At 41.4% G+C, this 20,324-nt stretch carries 24 protein-coding genes, 1 other RNA gene and 3 pseudogenes; 8 read left to right on the top strand and 20 right to left on the bottom strand.

Annotation, left to right across the window (positions count from 1 at the left end; genetic code table 11):
• Window positions 1-238: 238 nt before the first annotated feature.
• The 3 genes from RBH91_RS10370 to RBH91_RS10360 all read right to left on the bottom strand — a co-directional run bounded on the left by RBH91_RS10370 (window position 239) and on the right by RBH91_RS10360 (window position 1,677).
• Entirely contained in the window at window positions 239-511 is a 273-nt protein-coding gene (locus RBH91_RS10370; protein ID WP_307894476.1) for a DUF3986 family protein, read from the bottom strand.
• A gap of 15 nt (window positions 512-526) precedes the next feature.
• Entirely contained in the window at window positions 527-1,138 is a 612-nt protein-coding gene (locus tag RBH91_RS10365) for a hypothetical protein (RefSeq protein ID WP_307894475.1), read from the bottom strand.
• 272 nt (window positions 1,139-1,410) lie between these two features.
• Window positions 1,411-1,677, bottom strand: coding sequence for a hypothetical protein (locus RBH91_RS10360; RefSeq protein WP_307894474.1), 267 nt, complete (start codon window positions 1,675-1,677; stop codon window positions 1,411-1,413).
• A 644-nt stretch (window positions 1,678-2,321) separates the two neighbouring features.
• Here RBH91_RS10360 and RBH91_RS22775 point away from each other — a divergent pair.
• The 5 genes and pseudogenes from RBH91_RS22775 to RBH91_RS10340 all read left to right on the top strand — a co-directional run bounded on the left by RBH91_RS22775 (window position 2,322) and on the right by RBH91_RS10340 (window position 4,431).
• Window positions 2,322-2,585, top strand: a complete 264-nt coding sequence (locus RBH91_RS22775; protein WP_449727722.1) for an N-acetylmuramoyl-L-alanine amidase — start codon at window positions 2,322-2,324, stop codon at window positions 2,583-2,585.
• A pseudogene (locus tag RBH91_RS22770) lies at window positions 2,579-2,716 on the top strand (N-acetylmuramoyl-L-alanine amidase family protein); the annotation flags it as partial. The gene RBH91_RS22775 and the pseudogene RBH91_RS22770, both read left to right, overlap by 7 nt.
• Window positions 2,717-2,749: 33 nt before the next feature.
• Window positions 2,750-3,642, top strand: a pseudogene (locus RBH91_RS22765) (peptidoglycan-binding domain-containing protein).
• A gap of 128 nt (window positions 3,643-3,770) precedes the next feature.
• Window positions 3,771-4,157 (top strand): hypothetical protein, encoded by a 387-nt coding sequence (locus RBH91_RS10345; protein ID WP_307894473.1) that lies wholly within the window; start codon window positions 3,771-3,773, stop codon window positions 4,155-4,157.
• A gap of 19 nt (window positions 4,158-4,176) precedes the next feature.
• Window positions 4,177-4,431 (top strand): phage holin, encoded by a 255-nt coding sequence (locus tag RBH91_RS10340; protein WP_307894472.1) that lies wholly within the window; start codon window positions 4,177-4,179, stop codon window positions 4,429-4,431.
• 120 nt (window positions 4,432-4,551) lie between these two features.
• Here the strand turns inward: RBH91_RS10340 and RBH91_RS10335 are convergent, their stop codons facing one another.
• The 5 genes from RBH91_RS10335 to RBH91_RS10315 all read right to left on the bottom strand — a co-directional run bounded on the left by RBH91_RS10335 (window position 4,552) and on the right by RBH91_RS10315 (window position 7,428).
• A complete protein-coding gene (locus RBH91_RS10335) occupies window positions 4,552-5,097 on the bottom strand; it encodes a hypothetical protein (protein ID WP_307894471.1) in 546 nt (181 codons plus the stop codon).
• 16 nt (window positions 5,098-5,113) lie between these two features.
• On the bottom strand, window positions 5,114-5,683 hold the full coding sequence (locus RBH91_RS10330) for a pre-toxin TG domain-containing protein (protein WP_307894470.1): 570 nt from the start codon (window positions 5,681-5,683) through the stop codon (window positions 5,114-5,116).
• Window positions 5,684-5,690: 7 nt separating this feature from the next.
• Window positions 5,691-5,972 (bottom strand): hypothetical protein, encoded by a 282-nt coding sequence (locus tag RBH91_RS10325; protein WP_307894469.1) that lies wholly within the window; start codon window positions 5,970-5,972, stop codon window positions 5,691-5,693.
• A 223-nt stretch (window positions 5,973-6,195) separates the two neighbouring features.
• Complete coding sequence (locus RBH91_RS10320) at window positions 6,196-6,333, bottom strand: hypothetical protein (protein ID WP_164470273.1); 138 nt, start codon at window positions 6,331-6,333, stop codon at window positions 6,196-6,198.
• Window positions 6,334-7,428, bottom strand: a complete 1,095-nt coding sequence (locus RBH91_RS10315) for a response regulator aspartate phosphatase (protein WP_307894468.1) — start codon at window positions 7,426-7,428, stop codon at window positions 6,334-6,336.
• 328 nt (window positions 7,429-7,756) lie between these two features.
• Here RBH91_RS10315 and RBH91_RS10310 point away from each other — a divergent pair.
• A pseudogene (locus RBH91_RS10310) lies at window positions 7,757-8,110 on the top strand (tyrosine-type recombinase/integrase); the annotation flags it as partial.
• Window positions 8,111-8,226: 116 nt separating this feature from the next.
• On the opposite strand, the gene glnA reads toward RBH91_RS10310, so the two are convergent.
• The 7 genes from glnA to ssrS form a co-directional block, all read right to left on the bottom strand.
• Window positions 8,227-9,561, bottom strand: a complete 1,335-nt coding sequence (gene glnA, locus RBH91_RS10305) for a type I glutamate--ammonia ligase (protein WP_307894466.1) — start codon at window positions 9,559-9,561, stop codon at window positions 8,227-8,229.
• 56 nt (window positions 9,562-9,617) lie between these two features.
• Window positions 9,618-10,025: a MerR family transcriptional regulator gene (locus RBH91_RS10300; RefSeq protein WP_076760641.1), complete on the bottom strand. Its 408-nt coding sequence runs from the start codon at window positions 10,023-10,025 to the stop codon at window positions 9,618-9,620.
• Between the two features lie 102 nt (window positions 10,026-10,127).
• On the bottom strand, window positions 10,128-11,393 hold the full coding sequence (locus RBH91_RS10295; protein WP_307894465.1) for a methionine gamma-lyase family protein: 1,266 nt from the start codon (window positions 11,391-11,393) through the stop codon (window positions 10,128-10,130).
• 19 nt (window positions 11,394-11,412) lie between these two features.
• Window positions 11,413-12,675 carry a GTPase HflX gene (gene hflX / locus RBH91_RS10290; protein ID WP_307894464.1) on the bottom strand — a complete coding sequence of 421 codons (1,263 nt, stop codon included), beginning with the start codon at window positions 12,673-12,675 and terminating at the stop codon, window positions 11,413-11,415.
• A gap of 100 nt (window positions 12,676-12,775) precedes the next feature.
• Window positions 12,776-13,741: a stage V sporulation protein K gene (gene spoVK, locus RBH91_RS10285; RefSeq protein ID WP_307894709.1), complete on the bottom strand. Its 966-nt coding sequence runs from the start codon at window positions 13,739-13,741 to the stop codon at window positions 12,776-12,778.
• Between the two features lie 192 nt (window positions 13,742-13,933).
• Complete coding sequence (locus RBH91_RS10280) at window positions 13,934-14,368, bottom strand: DUF2243 domain-containing protein (protein ID WP_076760637.1); 435 nt, start codon at window positions 14,366-14,368, stop codon at window positions 13,934-13,936.
• Window positions 14,369-14,581: 213 nt separating this feature from the next.
• Window positions 14,582-14,765: non-coding RNA, 6S RNA (gene ssrS, locus RBH91_RS10275), on the bottom strand.
• A gap of 150 nt (window positions 14,766-14,915) precedes the next feature.
• On the opposite strand from ssrS, the gene RBH91_RS10270 reads away from it, so the two are divergent.
• Window positions 14,916-15,677, top strand: a complete 762-nt coding sequence (locus tag RBH91_RS10270) for an N-acetylmuramoyl-L-alanine amidase (protein ID WP_307894463.1) — start codon at window positions 14,916-14,918, stop codon at window positions 15,675-15,677.
• A 51-nt stretch (window positions 15,678-15,728) separates the two neighbouring features.
• On the opposite strand, the gene RBH91_RS10265 is transcribed toward RBH91_RS10270, so the two are convergent.
• The 4 genes from RBH91_RS10265 to sufU form a co-directional block, all read right to left on the bottom strand.
• Complete coding sequence (locus RBH91_RS10265) at window positions 15,729-16,697, bottom strand: DMT family transporter (protein ID WP_307894462.1); 969 nt, start codon at window positions 16,695-16,697, stop codon at window positions 15,729-15,731.
• 6 nt (window positions 16,698-16,703) lie between these two features.
• A complete protein-coding gene (locus tag RBH91_RS10260) occupies window positions 16,704-17,369 on the bottom strand; it encodes a GntR family transcriptional regulator (protein WP_307894461.1) in 666 nt (221 codons plus the stop codon).
• 72 nt (window positions 17,370-17,441) lie between these two features.
• The gene (locus RBH91_RS10255) at window positions 17,442-17,870 is read right to left on the bottom strand and encodes a Fur family transcriptional regulator (protein ID WP_076760633.1); all 429 of its coding nucleotides are present in this window, start codon (window positions 17,868-17,870) and stop codon (window positions 17,442-17,444) included.
• 162 nt (window positions 17,871-18,032) lie between these two features.
• A complete protein-coding gene (gene sufU, locus RBH91_RS10250; RefSeq protein ID WP_307894460.1) occupies window positions 18,033-18,479 on the bottom strand; it encodes a Fe-S cluster assembly sulfur transfer protein SufU in 447 nt (148 codons plus the stop codon).
• Between the two features lie 330 nt (window positions 18,480-18,809).
• On the opposite strand from sufU, the gene RBH91_RS10245 reads away from it, so the two are divergent.
• Window positions 18,810-19,610, top strand: a complete 801-nt coding sequence (locus RBH91_RS10245; RefSeq protein WP_307894459.1) for an MBL fold metallo-hydrolase — start codon at window positions 18,810-18,812, stop codon at window positions 19,608-19,610.
• 45 nt (window positions 19,611-19,655) lie between these two features.
• Here the strand turns inward: RBH91_RS10245 and RBH91_RS10240 are convergent, their stop codons facing one another.
• On the bottom strand, window positions 19,656-20,273 hold the full coding sequence (locus tag RBH91_RS10240) for a hypothetical protein (protein ID WP_307894458.1): 618 nt from the start codon (window positions 20,271-20,273) through the stop codon (window positions 19,656-19,658).
• Window positions 20,274-20,324: the final 51 nt, after the last annotated feature.

The following is a 20,324-nucleotide window of genomic DNA, read 5'->3' as shown; positions in this document are numbered from 1 at the left end:
GCAAAGAATACTTTCATTTAAAATGACGGTATTAAAAGTTGAAAAGGTGCAGTAAAGGAGAAATTCAGTTTGTAGGTAAGAATACCACCTTACATTTAAGGGTGTAGTTTAATCGACACCCTTTCCTTCTGCTCAAGATAAACATTCCTGAGAAAGAAAATTGTGCTGTGTTTATTCTTTCTAAACAATCTGCATGTACTATAAAACTCCCCCGCTTTTTCAGTGAGGGAGCTAGAAATTAGAGAGCTTTATTTAACTCATGTTTAATCCAAAGTTCGAAGTGTTGGGAAGCCTCATCTTCACTTAAATCTTTACTTGTTATTGAAAATATCTTACAACCGAATGGATCGATTTTTGAAAACCTCATAGTTGGCTCATTTATGGTATGATCCTGAAAGTTAAAATAAACGTCCCAAACATCAACATCTAGTCGCTTTAATCCTACTGCTTCAAGATCTAATCCCTTTTTGTTGTAACTAATATGTAGATGTTGCGTTTCATCATAATTCATTAGGAAACCCTCCCTTTAGAAAATGATATGATGTTTTTTCATGTTAGGCGGCACGTGGTAATGAAGTTTATAAGGGCCTCCTGTCTTAACTGGATAATAATCTAATCTGAAAATTGGTTTTCCACTAGATTTTAAACGAACCTGAATAATTCTTCCACCACCACCGGGGCCATCGATCTTATATTTACTAGGCGCTTTCAAAGCTTTTTGGACATATGGCCTCGCAATCGCCCAACCTTTTTTCATTCCAGATCTGCCAACTTTGCTAATTAAGACCCTTAAGGCAGCAGCAACTATTGGTATCCACATCGGTTTTATCTCTGCTTCCTTAACTTCTTGTTTAGCTAATGTTTGTTCTAGTTGCTGAAATACTGGGTCTTCTATTAAAAAATCAAATTCTTTTTCAAACTCTTCATTATTCAAACTTTGAATATCTTTTTTATTGAGGGATGAAATTGTGCCAAAGTTTTTTGAGACAATTTCATTCAATGTATTGAAGGTTGAATTCAAATTAACGCCTCTATCCTCTTTTCCACCTTCAACTGCTTGAGATAATGGACTCAACACATTCATAAACAACACAAAGATCAACAATGAAACAATAGTTTTAATAGACTTTTTCGCCATATCTAACCTCCTAAGAAATTGGTTACATTCCAATTATATGAATATATGGTATGGAAATCAATAGTGTGATTTCACTATAATTAGTTGTCGATAATCACCTTGAAATGCTATTGTGATATGGTCGTTTAAAAAACAATTTAAAAAGCTTACTAGAACAAGATTAAGATTAGAAGGGAAAAAGTTAATTAATACGACCATCTCTTCTCCTTCCCTCCTGCTCAATAAAGAGAGTGGCATCCACTCTCTTCAAATGGTGTTACCTTAAAAACTGCCTAAAAAGGCAACTCTAAATAATGTGAATTTACAACATTATATATTTCTTGTTTAACAATAGGGGCTAAATTGCGAAGTTCATCAAATATTGGCAAAGGCATTTTATATAACTTTACATTACCATATTCCGTATAATCTTTCGGCTCAATTAAACCTCTATCTAGAAAATTTTCTAAAAAAGATTCATAATTATCTATTAAATTACTCTTACCTAAAGATCTTTGATCCTCCCATTTTAAAATCATGTTCTTCGTATCATTCGCCATCCACCTAACTCCAAAAGAGCGATTCCCTGTCTCCAATATGTAACCGAGCAACAAAAATTCATTACAGTTAGACTGCCAGAATGAATTAGATTTTTAAGGTTGACTTTTTCGATCTTTTTCTTTGTTGATTCCCTTTGAGGAAAGGCACTTTCTAGATTGTTTCTTTTATAATCAATTACTTTCTTATGTAGATGATCAATAACTTTATACTTGTCATAAGAACTGTATAGTCCGGTATATTTCTTTTTAAATTCATCTACTCGCTTTAGCTCATCATAGTCAATTCCATCTCTAGGAACAGGATTGTCGACAAAGTAAATCAACACTTCTTTTTCTTGCTGTTCAAGCGATCCTGAAGGGGAGTTAACAAGTGGGAAGACATACATACCGTTGCGATTACAGATGGAAAAGTAATTCTTACTGCAACTGAACTCTTTGAGAAATTAAAAACTTTAGAGAATGAAGTTGCAAAATTAAAGAGCAAAACTTAAAGGAGGTGATTGTGTTCTAAATAAAACTTAGATTTTATTTCAATTACATAACAGAAAAACAGAGAAAACAAGAGCAAAAGTGAGAACAAGAGAGATTGGCAATTAACCAGTCTCTCTTGTTTGTGCTCAAAAAATAATTAGGAGTGATTTAATTTGGTTAAAGTTGTGAAGAATTTTGTAAAAGTCAATCAATACACTCGTCCAGGAATTAAACTTTCTGGGGTAAAAGGAATTGTGATGCATTGGACGGCAACACCGGGTGCACCGGCGCTGAATGAACGAGATTATTTTAACGGCACTTGTATTGCTGATAAACGATATGCGTCTGCTCATTATTTTGTAGACCGTAATGAAGCACAATACATTATCCCAGAAAATGAAATGGCCTATCATGCACATGACAGAAATCGATGGTAAGCTTCCTTAAGCCTAATGCCAATCAAAAAGCGATTAGTGTTGAAATGTGTGTAGAGAAAAACGGTACAATTCATGATGAAACAGTTCAGAATGCTGCTGAATTGGTTGCTGACCTGTGCAAAAGATTCAAATTGTCTACTGGCAAAATCGTTCGTCATTATGATGTGACGAATAAAAACTGCCCTGCTCCTTGGGTAAGTGACTCCAGCAAGCTTGCTGCGTTTTGTAAAAAAGTTGACGGGTTACTCGGTAATAAAACTGTTTCAAACTCCACTGCTTCTTCAAGTCAGGGCTCTTCCTCATCTTCCCTTCTAAAAAAAGGAGATAAAGGTACAGAAGTAAAAGAACTTCAAAACAACCTACTCAAACTTGGATATAAGTTAGCTAAGTATTGTGCAGACAGTCACTTCGGCGATGAAACTGTAGCTGCAGTTAAAGCATTCCAAAAAGATCAAGGAATCTCTGTTGATGGAATTGTAGGCAAGGATACTCGTGCTAAAATCAATGCAGCTCTAAGCAAGAAAAATTCCTCATCTTCCTCTTCTGCTGCCAGCGGGTCTCTTAAATAAAAGTAAACGGACTTCGTTTCTATTCTAAGCCTTCTTGGGAAGATAAAGATGTCGTTGGTACTGTAAACAAAGGCATTGGCTTCCCTACTGTCGTTGAAAAAGTAAAAGTGGGAAGTGCTTATCAATACAAAGTTAAAAACTCTAAAGGAGCAACTTATTACATCACTGCATCTGATAAATACGTTGAAGTTTCAGGCAAAGTAAAGACCTCCTCCTCCCCTTCTAAATCAACAGCATCAAAATCCAGCTCTGGCTCTTCTTCAATTAAATCTGTAGGGAAAATTAAAATTGTTGGCGTGTCAAATGCTGCAATTGTAATGGACAAGCCTGACCGTAATAACTCTAAGAATATCGGTACAGTTAAACTTGGCAGTAAGATTGACATTTCTGGATCAGTTAAAGGAAAAAATAACTCAAAAGGCTATTGGGAAGTTATCTACAAGGGTAAACGTGGATATATTTCAGGTCAGTTTGGCTCAAGAGTCTAACTGATTTTTTAATATCTTTATGGATATTCATTGGTTTTAATTGGTCAATGAATATCCATTTCTTTTTGGAGGTGATTAACGTGAATTACGTACACCTCCTTCAATAACGTTAAAGGACGGTTTGAATTGTGGCTGAACAAGATGTAAATACAAGAATAAGTGCTCTAGAAGAAAAAACAAAAAATCATCAAGGAAGAATTTCAAATTTAGAAGCAAAAACTGAAGACATGAGTCGATTGACAACTCTTATGGAACAACAAATTGAAATCAATAAAGATGCTCAAAAACAATCACGGGAACAGTTTGTGACACTAACTGAAATGAATAACAGCCTAAAAAATTTAAGCAAATCTTATGAAAAACTTGATAATCGAGTAGGCATTCTTGAACAATCAGATTCCAATCGAAAAATTGACCCAGGTCAGTTCGGTAAAGATTTGATGTACAAAGTTTTACCGACCGTGATTGCAACGTTAGTCGGCGCATGGTTACTCATACATTTTGGACTTAAATAAGAAAAGGAGACTGATATAAATGACTAAAATTAACTGGAAAGTAAGACTTAAAAAGAAAACATTCTTGGTAGCACTTTTCTCAGCAACTCTATTGTTTGTTCAATCAATCGCTGCTGCTTTTGGATATGATCTGACAGTTTTCGGGAATGAATTGACGGAAAAATTTAATGCTCTGCTAACACTTTTAGTTGCAGTGGGAGTTGTTGTTGACCCAACTAATAAAGGCATTTCTGACAGCGATCATGCGATGGAATATGAGAAACCACAAAAATAATCCTCCACTTTGATGGAGCCTATCTATATGAAAGAGGGGGATCCCCCCTCTTTCATTACTCTATTTTATTCACCTTTAACTTTTACTTATTTATCTCGAATAACACAAGTTAGCTGTATTTTAGTCTGGACAAATTTCTAGTAGATCAAAAAACAATGCATTCTCCACTGTAACTTGTGATCCAAAAAACGTGACATCTTTTTTAAAATCCAGCCCGCATACAACTTCGTTCATCTCCGAATAGGATAATTCAATGAACTCTTTCTTTGAAAAATATTCTTTCACACAATCTTCAAATTCTTGTTGTTTAGTATTATAAGGTTGAGTATCAAAACCCTCAAGAGTTGGGACAGTTCTATTCGCATCTCTGTTTTCAACTTGAAATTCGTGCTGAAGATAAAATAAAGGAGCAAGCTTAGATAGCATTAAAGTGGTACTATAAGTAACTTCAAATTCTCCTTTTATGTAGTCTTCATACTCAAATATTAATTTTGACGACGGCCATATTTCACCAAAATTTACATTTGTGATTATCATATTATTATTGTCGGAAAATTTCTTTATTACTTCTGGTATTAAAAACTGATCGCGGCATTTAGTAAGATAATCTGATTCGTTCTTGTTTCTGTAGTATTTATCTATAGTTTCGTTAACTAGATCATTCATTCTAATTTTCACTTCCTTATTTCATTTTTAAATCATGACGTCCCGATTTGTCAGCTGGTTTAGTTTCGTTTAAGTTAAAGTCCACTTCTCCTTGATGCTTTCCTCTTTTATTAACAACTTCAAATCTACCATGTTGGGTATCTACTGCATAATATTTGCCTGTTTTCGAATCCAAATACACATCTCTTTTATTAATTTTAGTTAATTTCGAATCCTTTTTCCAATTTCTTTGCTTAGCAAAATCAGCAGCAGTCGTTCTAACCAATGGAATTTTTTCATTTAAATTCATTTTAGCTATCTTTTTTTCAAAGGAAGCTACATCAAAACCTGCTTTTCCGCTTTTAGCACCATCCTCAACAATTTTTGCAGTCTTAGCAGTTTTTGAAGACATGCCCATTGCCTTACCTGCAAGCTTGAAAGTTCCTGATGTAAGCACACTTATTCCAGCAAGTGTTCTTTCGTAACCAGAGAGGCGTTCATGAGTAACTAGGTCTTCTCCAAAAACAAACTCCGCCCCACCTTTTATATTAGATACCACTGGGGTTAAATCAAGTAAAATTGATAAACCAAGAGCTCCCTCATTCAAAGTCTTCTCATTCTTCTTTAAATTTTTTTAGCATTATCAACTTTGTTTTGGGCTCTTTTAACTGTTCTTTTTGCTTTTTTATTTTCTTTGCTTGCTTCTTTGTAATCTTTTTATTTTTAACTTTATTTGATTTTTTATCATAATTATCAAAAGCTCTATTGGTTTTTTTAATAGCTTTATTAAGTTTGTCAGTTGACTTATTTAATTGCTCCATACCCTTATTGGCCTGGTTAATGCCCCTAATCATTTGGTTCGCATTAGCGGTTGCATCGTTAACCTCTTTTGTCATTTCATTCGTTGTTTCTATCATGATATCTAAGGCAGTGGCTAAGGAAGTCCAAGGAGGGGTTCTACTTGTTTCTGAGGACGAGAAAGATGGGGTACCTACTCCAAAGTAAGGTGAAGAAGATTGAAGTCCCTGGAGGCAAATTGGATACTTGTAGAAGTGAATACAGACACAGAGGACTACAGAGAGACTGTATAAGCCCCTCTGTGTTCTTTTAAAAAATTGTTTAGGAGCCTGCCCCTCTTGAAGCAAGTAAAGTAGCTGTGCTATCTGCTTGAGCAGTTTCTAAAATGAAGTTTGTAGTACTAGACAAAACAAGCCCTAGCGACGCAGTAATGAAAGCAGTTACAATAAGTTTTTTCATTTAAAGAACCTCCTTACCTGTAAGTTTACTTGATTTTATGGCTTTTTCCAAGAAGTATGTGGAATATTTGTAATTATTTAAGGAACTGTAGACCTTTGCTACATCCTCAGCAAGCGCCTCAATGTCTACATAAGCCTCTCTTTCCTCTAGCCTGTTAATAAAGTCTTTGACTTGTTCTATACCTTCAAGGGGGGCAGTATAGCATATATTGAGAACTGAAAATTTAAGGGCAAAGTTTATATTATTTGTTTTTTGTGAAAATTCAAAGCCCAGCTGTACCCACTTTATTGCTTTGTCCACTTCCCCTATCTTATATGTTGATCTGGCTGACTCATAAATGCATTGCATGTACATGATAGGTGCATTTCTTTTCAGATCATTGGTTTCAAAGGACAGGTTAAAATACTCAAGAGCTTCCTCATGTTTATCCTCTTGGATTTTCAAAAAACCTAGATCATAATAAACCGCGGCTAATAAATGGTTGTCACCCACTTTAATAAGTCTTTCTGCACAGCCTTTTAGCATAGTCTCTGCCCTTAAAAGCCTGCCATCATCTATGTAGTTCAGAGCCAACAGCACAGTACAATTAAGGGATTGTGTCTTATAGTCTGCGTATGCTTGATAGATGCTTTTAGCTATTGAGAGGTGATGAAAAGAGAGTAGGGTTGTTTTAGTAAAGTAGTAGAGGTTCCCAAGCTTATAATGAAATTCAGCCTTCTCAATCTCATCCTCCACATTGTCTAATTGTCTCTCAGCAACTCTAAAAAGTGTAAGTGCTTTAGAGTAGTTATTCTTTGCACTCTCATACATTCCTTTAAACAGGAAATAATAATACCTTAACATTCCATCAGTTTTAGCCTTGTCTTCAGCGTTGGGAGGAAGTTTAGGCTCTCCTGCTATATCTTCCATTAAAACTCTAAACCTATAGTCCAGCAGATTAAAATAAAGCAAAACATCTTGATCTTCTTCCATACTACCAAAAAGACTCATTATCCTGTCTCTAAGCTCTATAGCTTTAGAAACATCTCTTTTTTTAATGTGGACATACCATGTATTTATAAGGTTGGCAACATCCACTGAGGCTATCTTTTTCATAACTTCCCTCCTAATACAATACTTGCCTCTAACACTATGATAATATTTTACAGAATGTTACTAATTTTTGCAAAGGAATTCCCATGTATATCTTACTTTTTTAAGTGTTTTCAAGAAAGTTGGGTTAAAAAGCCCCGATCTTCCCTCTCTATCGTAACAACAAATGAATTTCCAACCGATACTTTGATTAGGATCAACTCTTTATCATAATTCTTCCAGCTTTCTTTTCATATGAAGTTTTAAAGCAGCTGTCCAATACCTCGAACTCCCCTCTTTAATTCCTCCTTCTTTAGTTCTTATATAATAAGGATACTCAACAAACATGTCGTCACATATGAAGTGGATTAATGATAATAAAATAGTATTTAATGAGATTTACGAACATGATCTTGACTTGGTTTTCTGTAGAGAAAAAGGAGAGCCCTTACCTAAGTCTACCCTCTTCAATGCATTGAATCGAATTTTAGACAAGGCAGGTTTGGAGAGAATACCTGTTCATGGATTACGGCATACACATACTGTTTTATTATTAGAATCAGGTGCAAGTATGAAGTTTATCCAAGAAAGACTTGGACATAAAAATATAACCATCACGTCTGATGTTTATTCTCACATTTCAGAGAAACTCGAAAACACATCAGTGGACAGTTATGAGAGTTATTTAAAGTCAATCATGACTTAAATTTTTTTATGAATTTTGGTGGTCAAAAAGTGGTCAATCCTATCAATTAAGGTGTCACCATTCGATTTGACCACCAAATTTTTTTCTAAAATCCCGTTAAATCAACGTTTCTTAACTTAATACTGAGACATATACTGCTCGCGCTCCCAAGGGTGGACTTGTGTGCGGAACATATCCCATTCGATTTCTTTTGCTTCGATGAAGTGTTCGAAGAGGTGGCCGCCGAGGGCTTTGACCATGACTTCGTTTGATTCGAATTCTTCCAATGCGTCTGCAAGAGTTGCCGGAAGATCGACGATTCCGTTTTCGAGGCGCTCTTCTTTGCTCATGACATAGATGTTGCGGTCGATTGGAGCCGGTGCTTCCAATTTGTTTTTGATGCCGTCAAGGCCAGCTGCAAGCAGTACGCTTAGTGCAAGGTACGGGTTTGCAGAAGGGTCAACGCTTCTTACTTCTACGCGTGTGCTGATGCCGCGGGAAGCAGGGATGCGGATTAACGGGCTTCTGTTTTGCGCGCTCCATGCAACATAGCAAGGTGCTTCATAGCCTGGGACAAGACGTTTGTAAGAGTTTACCGTCGGGTTCGTCACGGCTGTAAAGCTTGTTGCGTGTTTCACGATGCCTGCGATAAAATGCTTCGCTGTTTCACTCAGCTGAAGATCAGCGTCTTTGTCAAAGAAGGCGTTGACGCCGTTTTGAAAGAGTGATAGATTGCAGTGCATACCTGAGCCGTTGACGCCGAACAACGGTTTTGGCATGAATGTCGCGTGCAGACCGTGTTTGCGCGCGATTGTTTTGACAACGAGCTTAAATGTCTGGATGTCATCGCAAGCGCGGATGGCGCCGGCATATTTAAAGTCGATTTCGTGCTGGCCAGGAGCTACTTCATGGTGAGACGCTTCAATTTCAAATCCCATTTCTTCCAGTTCAAGAACGATGTCGCGGCGGCAGTTTTCGCCAAGGTCTGTCGGAGCTAAATCGAAGTATCCGCCTTTGTCGTTCAGTTCAAGCGTCGGCTCGCCTTTTTCATCAAGCTTGAACAGGAAGAATTCAGGTTCAGGTCCAAGATTGAAATCGGAGAAGCCCATGTCTTCCATTTCTTTTAAGATGCGTTTCAAGTTATTGCGCGGATCACCTTCAAACGGCGTGCCGTCCGGATTATAGATGTCACAGATGAAACGGGCTACTTTACCTTTTTCGGCTGTCCATGGGAAAATGACAAATGTATCTAAGTCAGGGTATAAGTACATATCTGATTCTTCAATGCGGACGAAGCCTTCGATTGAAGAGCCGTCAAACATGACTTTATTATCAAGTGCTTTTTCCAACTGGCTTACAGGAATTTCAACGTTTTTAATCGTTCCAAGAATGTCTGTAAACTGAAGGCGAATATATTTTACATTCTCCTCGTTTACTAATTTAAAAATGTCGTCTCTTGTATACTTTGCCATTCGTAAAACTCCTCCTCTAAAAGGTAAATGTATATAGCAATGCAGTTGCTAACAAATTAATGAAAAAACCTGGACATGTCTCCCTGGCGGAATGTTGTCCCTCTTTGGAAACGGCCTGCTTGAATAAGCTCGTTTTTCAACAGTTTTCTCAGTTCTTCATCTGACAAGTTGTGTTTCTCCGCCTTTTTCGGCTTGTCTTGTTTCTCATCTTTTTGTTCGTGTTCGGATTTGGCGAAAATTTGTTTGATTCCCGCCATGTTTACGCCTTGTTCGATTAAATCTTTAATCTCAAGCAGCTTATCTACATCATGGAATGAAAATAAACGTCTGTTCCCTTCGCTTCTTGCAGGAAATACCAGTCCATTTTCCTCATAATACCGGATTTGCCTTGCTGATAACTCGGTCAGCTGCATGACGATTCCTATTGGGAATAAGGGCATTGAGCGGCGAATGTTATCACTCATCTCAATTTCCTCCTTTTCTTATATAAATTTATTATATGTGATGTTATAAAATGTGTCAACACGATGTTAGGATTCTTTACATCAAATTTATTCGTTTGTTTTTTATATTAATTGCTGCTTCATCAGCGCATCTGCTGCACTGCATATCGCATTTTTGACATGGGCATAGGTCAGTCCGCCTTGGACATAGGCCACATAGGGCGGCCTTATAGGGCCGTCAGCGGATAATTCAATGCTCGCACCCTGCACAAATGTACCGGCAGCCATAATGACATCGTCTTCATAGCCCGGCATATAGCTTGGGTAAGGCGTAACATGGGCATTCACCGGTGAAGCGTACTGAATCGCTTGGCAAAAGGAGATCATCTGCTCTGAGCTGGTAAATTCGACAGACTGAATCAAATCGGTTCGTTTGCTGTCCCATGAAGGGTTTGAGCGAAATCCCAGCTTTTCAAGAAATCGAGCGGTAAACACAGCTCCTTTTAACGCTTGGGAGACGACATGCGGCGCCAGAAAAAAGCCTTGATACATCTCTTGCAGCGAGTAGAGCGACGCCCCGGCTTCCCTGCCGATTCCCGGAGATGTCATTCGATAGGAGCAGGCTTTTACCCATTCTTCCTTTCCGACGATATAGCCGCCCGTTTTTGCCAGTCCGCCGCCAGGGTTTTTAATGAGCGACCCCGCCATCAGGTCGGCGCCGACATGGCAAGGCTCGCGCTCTTCTACAAATTCTCCGTAGCAGTTGTCTACGAAAACAATGATGTTTTCATTGATGTCCTTGACAAATCGAATCATTTTCTCAATCTCATCTATTGTAAAAGAAGGACGGTTGGCATACCCCTTCGAGCGCTGGATCCCGACCACCTTTGTCCGCGGCGTGATAGAAGCCGCAACCCGGTCATAGTCAACTGTTCCTTCTTCAGTCAGCTCGACATCGCTGTACCCGATATTGAAATCCTTCAAAGAGCCGGCGTTTTCTTCTCCTCTGACACCGACGATTTCTTCGAGTGTGTCGTACGGCTTTCCCGTGATATAGAGAAGTTCGTCGCCTGGACGGAGAACACCGAATAAAGCGATTGAAATCGCATGTGTACCTGAGATGATCTGCGGTCTGACAAGCCCGGCTTCCCCTCCGAAGACATCGGCATAAATCGCCTCGAGCGTATCCCGGCCGATGTCATCGTAGCCATAGCCTGTCGAAGGTGTAAAATGAGTGTCTGATACTTTATGCTTTCTGTAGCTTTCAAGCACCCTCCATTCATTTCGTTCACTGATTTCATCGATGTTTCGATGGAAGTCCGCGATTTCATTTTCTGACTCCAATGCTGCTTTCTTTAATAAATCTCCATGTTTTAATGTCTCAAACATTTTCTGCAAGTGTCCTTTCTTACATAAACTTCTTCAGTTCTCCCAATATGTTCTGTTCAGGCAGAATGTATCCTTCCACTTCATATACTTCACGGTCTTCGTGAAAAGCGGTGCTGTTCGCCATCGTTTCAGACTTGATTCTGGATAAAAGTCTGCCCTCTGAAGCTGGAATCATCACGTTATACGGGACGAGCAGCTCTTTTTTAATATATTCTTCAACGGCCTGCTTAAACAAAGGCAGGTCTCCGTCTATTTTGGCGCTCGTCATCATATGGCCCCTTCCCGATGAAGGGATGAAGTCGGGCCTTTTTTGGTCTCTCTTATTGTAAACCGTTATAACCGGAATATCATCGGCTTCCAGCTCTCCGAGAAGGCGCTTGACCGTCGCTTCGTGTCCTTCATAGTCTTCATGCGAAGAGTCGATCATATGAAGGATCAGATCAGCTTCTTTCACTTCTTCCAAAGTCGATCTAAAAGCGGCAATCAACGTTGTCGGCAGATCCTGAATGAATCCGACCGTATCTGATAACAACACACTGTAGCCGCTCGGCAGCGTCATTTTGCGGGTCATCGGGTCAAGTGTGGCAAACAGCAGGTTTTCTTCAAAACTGTCTGCATCTGTCAGTCGATTGAACCATGTGGATTTTCCGGCATTTGTATAGCCGACAAGGGCGATTTGCAGAACGCCGTTTTTCTTCCTTCTTTCTCTGTATCTGCTTCTATGGCGGATAACGGTCGAAAGCTGCACATTGATTTCATGAATCCGGTTTCTAATGTGGCGCCGGTCGGTTTCAAGCTTTGTCTCTCCGGGGCCTCTCGTTCCGATTCCGCCTCCTTGTCTTGACAAGTTGATCCCCTGTCCGCTTAACCGCGGGAGCGCATATTGCAGCTGGGCGAGCTCAATTTGCAGCTTTCCTTCCCTTGTCCTCGCCCGTTTGGCAAAAATGTCGAGGATCAGCTGCGTTCTGTCTATGATTTTGACGTCAAGATATGTGACAAGCGCTTTAAGCTGGCTCGGCGACAATTCGTCATTGAAAATCAATACATCAGGCGACAGTTCTTCACAGAGCACTGCCAGTTCATCCACTTTTCCTTTTCCGATATATGTAGCAGCATCCGCGCGATTCCGCTTCTGTGTCACTGTGGAAACAACCGTTCCCTCAGCCGTTTTCGTTAAAGCGGCGAGCTCTTCCATCGAGTATGAAAAACGCTCATCAGAAACATGCGGCAGCTGGCATCCGACTAGTATAGCTTTTTCTTTTATGACTTCCTGTTCATTCAAATGATCATGTTCCTTTCTAAACAAAGTCAACAAGCAGTACTATCATAACAAACGAAGGGATAGGTTGCCAGAAATCAATGAAAATAAAAAAGACGCGCCATCATACGTGCGGCGCGTCTTCTTTTATGTCAAGATCCTGGCTTTTAATGGTCATCAAATCATTCTTCAAATAGCAGTCTCCCATCAACAGCCTCATGGCCTGAGTCCGTATTGATTTTTCGATCAAGTTGCGGACGAAGCGGCCGTTGCTGAATTTTGCCGGGCTAACCGTGCTTTTGACCGCCATCAGATGGTCTTTCAGCTTCCATTCCGCCTCAGAGCTGAATTGATATTCTCTCTCAGCCATCATTCGTTTGGCAATATCCATCAGCTGGCTGACGGAATAATCAGGGAAATCAATGCTGATCGGAAACCTGGATTGGAGACCCGGATTTAATGAAAGAAAATGATCCATTTCCCGTGAATAGCCGGCAAGAATGAGGATAAATTCATTCCTCTTATCTTCCATATGTTTGACTAGTGTGTCAATTGCTTCTTTCCCGAAATCTTTCTCTCCCCCTCTTGCAAGGGAGTATGCCTCATCAATGAACAGAATGCCGCCCATCGCTTTTTTGATTAAATCCCTCGTTTTCTGAGCCGTGTGTCCGATGTATTCACCGACAAGATCGGCCCGCTCCGCTTCGATCAAATGGCCTTTTGAAAGAACATTCATTTCGTAGAAAAGCCTGCCGATCAGCCTTGCGACGGTCGTTTTTCCGGTTCCGGGATTTCCTTTAAACATCATGTGAAGCGCTTGTTTTCCGGCTTTAAGACCTTGCTCTTCCCGCTTTTTATTGACGAAAATCCAAGCATATATTTCTTTTATATTGCGCTTCATCTCCTCCATGCCGACAAGCGTGTTCATTTCCCTTTCAATTTCTTTCAGGATGCTGTGTTTGGCTTCATTTTTCTGCAGTGCCGCTTGATATTCAGCTTCCGCCTCAGAATTGGCCAGAACCTGCTTCTGGCCGTTCAATATGATATTGATTTGTCCGTTGTTCTTATAAGTAACAGCCCTCTCCAACACACTCACCTCACCATTCTCTCTTTATATCCTATTCATAGAGCGCTGCGCCGTGACAGCCGCCCAGGCGATATACACATTCCGATGTTTTCTGACAAGATCGGGGCTGGTCTTGTTGAAATCTGCGCTTTCCCGAGAAATACTTTATTTCTTATTGTATTCAGGTAAGCTGTGCGGACAAACCAATTTTTTTCTTTAATTTTGTTTGCCTTTCCGATAGATCAGCCATCCGATCAAAATCATCAAGAGTCCTGATGCATCATAAGCGAGGTCAAAGAAGAGCCGGTTCGGGCTGACCGGGTTGACGTGATGAATTTGGAGAAGATGATGGTTGATGATGCCTTCCGCAAAATTAAACCAGCCCGCTCCAAGCAAAAAGGCTCCCCAGAATATATGCTGCGGACGGAGATTATTAAGCTCTCCCCTGTTCCACAGCAAGATTCCCCCGATGAAAAGGATGACGAGGGAAAACAGATGGAAAAGTCCATCGCTCACGATTTGATGGGGGCGGTCCGTATTCATGTATACGCTGTGCCATTGAAGCACTTGATGAAAAACGATGCCGTCGATCATGGCGATGATTCCGGCGCCAAACAGAAATGGCCCCCAGAAGTGTTTGCTGTTTTTCATACATATCCTCCTTTAAATTGTTTATATGTTTTGTACCCTGTTGCACAATGAAAAAAACCACATATTTACATTTCTTTCCCTGCGGTTATTTACCTCTTTTTTCATCTTATAAAAAAGCCCATCAAAATGATGGGACAGATGTATAGTTTACATAATATTATTATAATCAATTAATTTTCAGCAAATAAAAAAAGCCATTTTTATCAAAATGACTTAGGGGCTGCAATTGCCGTATGCAAGTAAGAAAGTTTTAAACCACACTCCTCAAAGTGGGTGTCTGCAGAAACTTTCCTGCCGTCCTTTCGAAGAAGGCTTGGCATTCCAGATTCGATATAAAACTCCCTATTACAGCTTAAAGGTTAAAACTTAATTATCATTACGTACAATGCAGCGTATTTAAATTATAGTATAAATAAAGAAAAAAAGCAACCATTGATTGACGAGGGTCAATAAAAAGCTGAATATTGACAAAATTCTGTCATCCAGTGACAAGCGTACAACCCTTACGTACAGGCTTTTCATAGACTGTTTATTGAGGTGATGTCTTGTGGTTAAAATTTTCATCGATCCTGGTCATGGCGGCACAGATCCTGGTGCATCCGGCAATGGTTTGCAAGAAAAGCATCTAACATTGCAAATCGCCTTGGCGCTAAGAAACATTTTGCTTGATGAATATCAAAATGTTTCTGTGCAGTTGAGCAGGACAAGCGACCAGACCGTCAGCCTGACGCAAAGGACGAACGCCGCAAACAGCTGGGGTGCTGATTTTTATCTTTCGATTCACGTGAATGCCGGAGGCGGAACAGGGTATGAAGACTATATTTATTCAGGTGTCGGTGCTCCTACCAGCACCTACCGGAATGTCATTCATGAAGAGATTTTAAAAGTCGTCGATTTCAGGGACCGCGGAAAAAAAACCGCCAATTTTCATGTGCTGCGCGAGACGGTGATGCCGGCGCTGCTCACTGAAAATGGTTTTGTAGACAATACAAGCGATGCCAATAAACTGAAATCGTCCACTTTTATACAATCAATCGTCAGAGGCCATGCAAATGGCATCGCGAGGGCATTGAACCTTTCAAAAAAAGCGGCAGTTCTTTATAAAGTCCAGATTGGCGCTTTTGCAGAGAAGGCGCATGCCGATTCTCTTGCCGCCCAGGCGATTACCAAAGGTTTTGACGCCATCGTCATGTACAGAGACAGCCTTTATAAAGTACAAATCGGCGCTTTTTCCTCTAAAGCGAATGCTGAAGCTCTTGCTCAGCAAGCAAAAAATGCGGGATTTGATGCTTTTATTTATCAGGATTAAGGACAATCATCCGAAAAGCCTGCAACCTTTCCATGAGATTGCAGGCTTTTTTTATGCTTTTACGCCTTCACTTTTGAACGTCGTTTTTTTATTCGATACATAGCTGTTCAGCATCATCCCGATCACGACAAGGGTGATTCCGGCCCAGGATATGGCGCCGGGCAGCGGGCTTGAAAGGATGGCGATTTCTCCCGCTGCGGCAAATAGGACTTCAAATGATTGTGTCGCTTCGACTGCCGCTAACCTGCGCATATCCCCTTTGACAAGATCTGTTGCGGCAAAAAATAGAATGGTGGCGCAGATTCCCGAAAAAACAGCCACTAAGCCGGATTGAAGCACTTGCCCGCCGCTTGGCGGGCCCGCTGTCGCAAGCCCGTACAGCGAGAGGATCAGCCAAAACGGAAGGCTTGCCAGCGTCATCCCTAATACCCGCTGATAAGCATCCAGACGCCCTTTGCAAATCTCCATCATTTGTCGGTTTCCAAGCGGATATGCAAATGAAGCGAAGAGTACTGGGACAACACACAGCACCATCTCATGTAAAGAAAGCTGTGCCGCATGTTCCGCCTGCATCAGCACAACTCCCGCTAAAATAATGAGAGACATCAGCAGTCCCTTGTAAGGAATTTTCCCTCTTATATGTACAGGCCCGGCTTTTGTTTGTACCGTTTCATAAAAAAACGGGGCCAAAAGGGAGCCTGATATGATCGTCACTTGCCATGTTCCCGCTATCAACCAGCCCGGACCGTAAGCTGCAGCGAAACACAGCGGGGCATAAAAAAAGCCGAACCCGATGATGCTCCATTTCAGCCAGTCGAGCGGCGCTTTTTTGATCTCCCGAAAGACCTGCCCTACATTTCCTCTGGCCCAAACGATGATCATGAGGAGCGGCACCATTAGAATGAACCGAAGAGAAGCGCTCCAGATCCAGCTTCCTCCCTCAAGCTCCATCGCCCTGTTGAGAACGAATGTAAAGGCAAAAAAGAAAGCGGCGCAAATGCCCAAAATAATCGGCCTCACTTTACCTCACTCCTTTTCCTGATGTCCGGCCAATCGTTCTCCAAGGCTCAGCCAGTTTTCCTCTGCAAGCCTGGCTGCCGTTTCAGCGTTTCCCTGCTTGCACGCTTCGATGATTCTCACGTGCTGTTCAACTGATTGGCTGCTGCTAATGGAAGAAAACTGAGACATTTCAAGCCGGTAAATCTTTGAGGCGATTCTTTCCAATGCGCGAATGATTTCCGGATTTTTGGAAGCGTTTAAAAACACGCGGTGAAATGCCTCATCTGATTCAATTGCCTCGATAATGTCCCCCTTTTCAAGCGCATTTTCCAAACTTTTATTGTGGTTCTCCAATTCTTTTATGTTCGTCTCTGTTATGAAGGGGATTGAAATCCGAACCGCCAAAGCATGCAAAGCCGCCGTCACGGGAAATGCATGCTTGGCCTCCTCCGGATTAAGCGGTGCTACGCGCGTCGCCGACCCCGGAACTGCTTCGACAAGCCCTTCATCCTCAAGCCGTTTAAGCGCCTCTCTGACCGGTGTGCGGCTGATGCCGAACTGCTCTGCAAGCTCCTGATCATGAAGGCGCTGGCCAGGCTGCAATTCCAAATGGACGATCGCGCGTTTAAGCGTCTGGTACACTTCTTCGCGAAACGAGATCCGTTTAATTGGTTTAATGTTTTTTTTCATCATAAAACCAATATATCGCATTTTGGTTTTTCAATCAATAAAAAAAGAGATCCAGCTTTCAGCCAAACCTCCTGCTTACTTGTTTTTCTTTCTCTCTAGACAATCCTTGCAGATGCCATATAACTCCAAGCGATGATGTGTCACTTTAAACCCTGTCATTTGCGAGACAAACTCCTTTACTTGATGTATGTACGGATCATAAAAATCGACGATTTTTCCGCAAGATTCACATATGACATGGTCATGCTCATCTTCAGCTAAGTCAAAGCGGGCCGGCTCATGAAATCCCATTTCTTTTATGAGGCCTTCTTGTTTAAAATAGCGGACCGTATTATATACGGTTGCCGCGCTGGCGGCCGGAAATTCCGCTTTTAATGACTGATAGATGTCAGCTGCGGTCGGATGATTCCTGTTCGCCAAGAAAACATGATAGATGGCCAGCCGCTGGGGTGTAACCCGAATTCCTTTTCGTTTCAGCTGTTTCAACGCTTCTTGTTTCACCACAGACTATACTCCTTTGAATTCCTCATACCTGGGCGGCCTGAACGGAAGATCTTTGTGTTGATGTTTTTTTGATGTATTTGGTTGCTAGGCTCATACACATATCGTTCTGTCCAACGATCACATTCTCCTCCTTCTGGATCCGAAAAAATACAGAACCCCGTTCTAGTCTTTCGTTCCATTACTTGTCCTTTCTCTTATTCGATCGAAAGCCTGCCACGGCATGAGAGCGCAGTTATGTCGCGCCCTGAGCGGATGAACTCCGATAAGGGAAATCGCATCTCCTAAAAGGTCCTCCTCCGGTTCTTCCCCTTTTCTGATCATGTCTTCCATCGCTTTGCGCATGTCATCGGCCTCTTTTACGGTTTTACCTTTTAACAGTTCAGTCATGATCGATGAAGAAGCCATGCTGATGCTGCAGCCTTCTCCGATGAAAGCTGCATCCTTTATCTTCCCGTCCCTTATATCAATAAACAACGTGATCACATCACCGCATGTCGGATTTTTATAATGAACAGACGAAGCAGAAGTTTGATCGATTTGTCGAAAATTCCGCCTGTATTTTGAATGGTCCATGATCACGGATCGATATAGATCCTTCAGCATGAGCATGATTGATACTCCTTTCCTCCCGCTCTAACTTTTGATTGAAAAGAAAAGCGGATTTGTTTATAATTCCATTATAAATCGTAATTATTACGATTTAATAATAACCGATTGAGGAGCTTGGTGCAAATCATGAAGCCATCCATTTGATGAATCCGGTCTGCGTTCAGGAAGAAATAAATGCACGGCGCTTATCTGTTTCGCTGGACCCGTTCAAAACGAGACTAAACGAACTTAGCTTAAAAGCGGCATTCCAGATTGGAAGCAGCACCGGACTATTTATCAAAGGGGATTGTTCAGCACGTCAGCAAAGCATATAACAAGGAGGAATAGCAGGTGAAGCAGCCATGCCATATTCAGCTTGATTCTTTTCATATCACGGTTTTATCTGATGGAGTATTCCCGGTTGAAAAGTCTTTTTTTCTGGCGGGGGCAAGCCCCCGGGAAAAAGAGCGCTACCCTGAACAGTTTGAAGCAGCTCTGAACTTCGTCTGCTTGGAGACAGACGGCAAACGAATTTTAATTGACGCGGGATTTGGAGAAACAGGCGGACAAGAATCAGGCCATTTGATTCAACACCTAAAGCAAGCGGGAATCCGGCCTGAATTGATAGACTATGTCATTGTGTCGCACAGCCATTTAGACCATATGGGAGGCCTCATGAAAAACGAAAAACCCGCTTTCCCAAACGCGGTTCATCTCATGAGCGAAAAAGAGTGGCAGTACGCAAAACAAACCCCGGGTTCCAAACAATTGCAAATGTTGTCCGCCATTCAGCCGCTTTTCAAGCTTCTTACAGAGGACACTGAACTATTGCCAGGGCTGAGACTCATCCATACACCCGGTCACACACCGGGCCATCTGACGGTTGAAATGCAGACAAAAGACGGCGTCTGTCTGATCGTCAATGATGTATTTCATATCCCAGAAAGCATTTCCAATCCGGAGGTGCGGGTGTCACTGGAGAACGATCCCGCGCATGGAGAAAAAACGAGGAAACAGCTGACTCAGCGGGCTTATGAAGAAGGTGTTCTTCTTCATGCCTGTCATTTTCCCTATCCCGGCTTCGGCATCATTGAAAAGCCGAATTCGGCTTTTCAATGGCGGCCGGTGCAATATGAAAAGAAAACTCGCTGAATCAGCGAGTTTTCTTTGTCTGCCGGGGTTATCCCCCATTTTCAATTAAACTACAATATCAACGACAAACTGTGACCATGATTCAAGTCTGTCATAGACGCTTTTCTCTTTAAGGTCAGACGCTTTCATCCAGCGGCCGGCAATTTGATCCTTTTCTTTCACTTCAACATGTGCGCCCGGCTTCAGTTCAAGTGCGGAGAGAATGCCGATATGTACTTTGCCGACGTTGTTTTCGTCATCGTTAATCAGCCCGAGTGTCACCATTTTTTCTTTATCCGATTCCTCGATCAAAAGTTCTTCATCAAGCTCCCGGTCTGTATTCAATTTCAGCATATCGGAAAAGCCAAGGCCTTCCGCAAAGTTCATATGTCCGCCGAAGCCGAGTGAAAGCTTGTTGTGAAGCCGCGCTTCCCCGCCGCCTGCAAGCCGTTCATAAACGAATATTTCATCATCTCTTTTAATGACAACATAAGGGATCGGCTGTTTAAAAGAAGGGTTCTCTTCAGCGTCGCCTCTTCTCATTTCGCTGAAATGGCGCTCAATATGTGTCATGATCTTCTGAATCGATTCTTGGTCGCTATTGACGCCTTGAAAGGTCAGCGTTTCATTTGCAAATACGTCTTCCCGCGGCGCCACGAGAATCATTTCATCCATTTTTCCCATCGTTTCGTTTCCTCCTCAAGATAAAAGAGCAGATCTGTTCTGCTCTCATTT

The organism is Bacillus swezeyi (genome assembly GCF_030908325.1).
GTDB classification, from domain to species: Bacteria; Bacillota; Bacilli; order Bacillales; family Bacillaceae; genus Bacillus; species Bacillus swezeyi.
The sequence above is the reverse complement of the archived record's forward strand: the minus strand, read 5'-3'. Positions and strand labels throughout refer to the sequence as shown.

What these genes read in the sequence shown, in the direction of transcription:
- RBH91_RS10360 (WP_307894474.1), bottom strand. Translation starts at nt 1,677, where the DNA reads ATGGCGAATGATACGAAGAACATGATTTTAAAATGGGAGGATCAAAGA.
- RBH91_RS10315 (WP_307894468.1), bottom strand. Translation starts at nt 7,428, where the DNA reads ATGAAAAAGATAGCCTCAGTGGATGTTGCCAACCTTATAAATACATGG.
- RBH91_RS10295 (WP_307894465.1), bottom strand. Translation starts at nt 11,393, where the DNA reads ATGTTTGAGACATTAAAACATGGAGATTTATTAAAGAAAGCAGCATTG.
- RBH91_RS10335 (WP_307894471.1), bottom strand. Translation starts at nt 5,097, where the DNA reads ATGAATGATCTAGTTAACGAAACTATAGATAAATACTACAGAAACAAG.
- RBH91_RS10365 (WP_307894475.1), bottom strand. Translation starts at nt 1,138, where the DNA reads ATGGCGAAAAAGTCTATTAAAACTATTGTTTCATTGTTGATCTTTGTG.
- RBH91_RS10370 (WP_307894476.1), bottom strand. Translation starts at nt 511, where the DNA reads ATGAATTATGATGAAACGCAACATCTACATATTAGTTACAACAAAAAG.
- glnA (WP_307894466.1), bottom strand. Translation starts at nt 9,561, where the DNA reads ATGGCAAAGTATACAAGAGACGACATTTTTAAATTAGTAAACGAGGAG.
- RBH91_RS10280 (WP_076760637.1), bottom strand. Translation starts at nt 14,368, where the DNA reads ATGAAAAACAGCAAACACTTCTGGGGGCCATTTCTGTTTGGCGCCGGA.
- RBH91_RS10300 (WP_076760641.1), bottom strand. Translation starts at nt 10,025, where the DNA reads ATGAGTGATAACATTCGCCGCTCAATGCCCTTATTCCCAATAGGAATC.
- sufU (WP_307894460.1), bottom strand. Translation starts at nt 18,479, where the DNA reads ATGCTCATGCTGAAGGATCTATATCGATCCGTGATCATGGACCATTCA.
- RBH91_RS10325 (WP_307894469.1), bottom strand. Translation starts at nt 5,972, where the DNA reads ATGACAAAAGAGGTTAACGATGCAACCGCTAATGCGAACCAAATGATT.
- RBH91_RS10340 (WP_307894472.1), top strand. Translation starts at nt 4,177, where the DNA reads ATGACTAAAATTAACTGGAAAGTAAGACTTAAAAAGAAAACATTCTTG.
- RBH91_RS10260 (WP_307894461.1), bottom strand. Translation starts at nt 17,369, where the DNA reads ATGATGAAAAAAAACATTAAACCAATTAAACGGATCTCGTTTCGCGAA.
- RBH91_RS10320 (WP_164470273.1), bottom strand. Translation starts at nt 6,333, where the DNA reads ATGAAAAAACTTATTGTAACTGCTTTCATTACTGCGTCGCTAGGGCTT.
- RBH91_RS10240 (WP_307894458.1), bottom strand. Translation starts at nt 20,273, where the DNA reads ATGGGAAAAATGGATGAAATGATTCTCGTGGCGCCGCGGGAAGACGTA.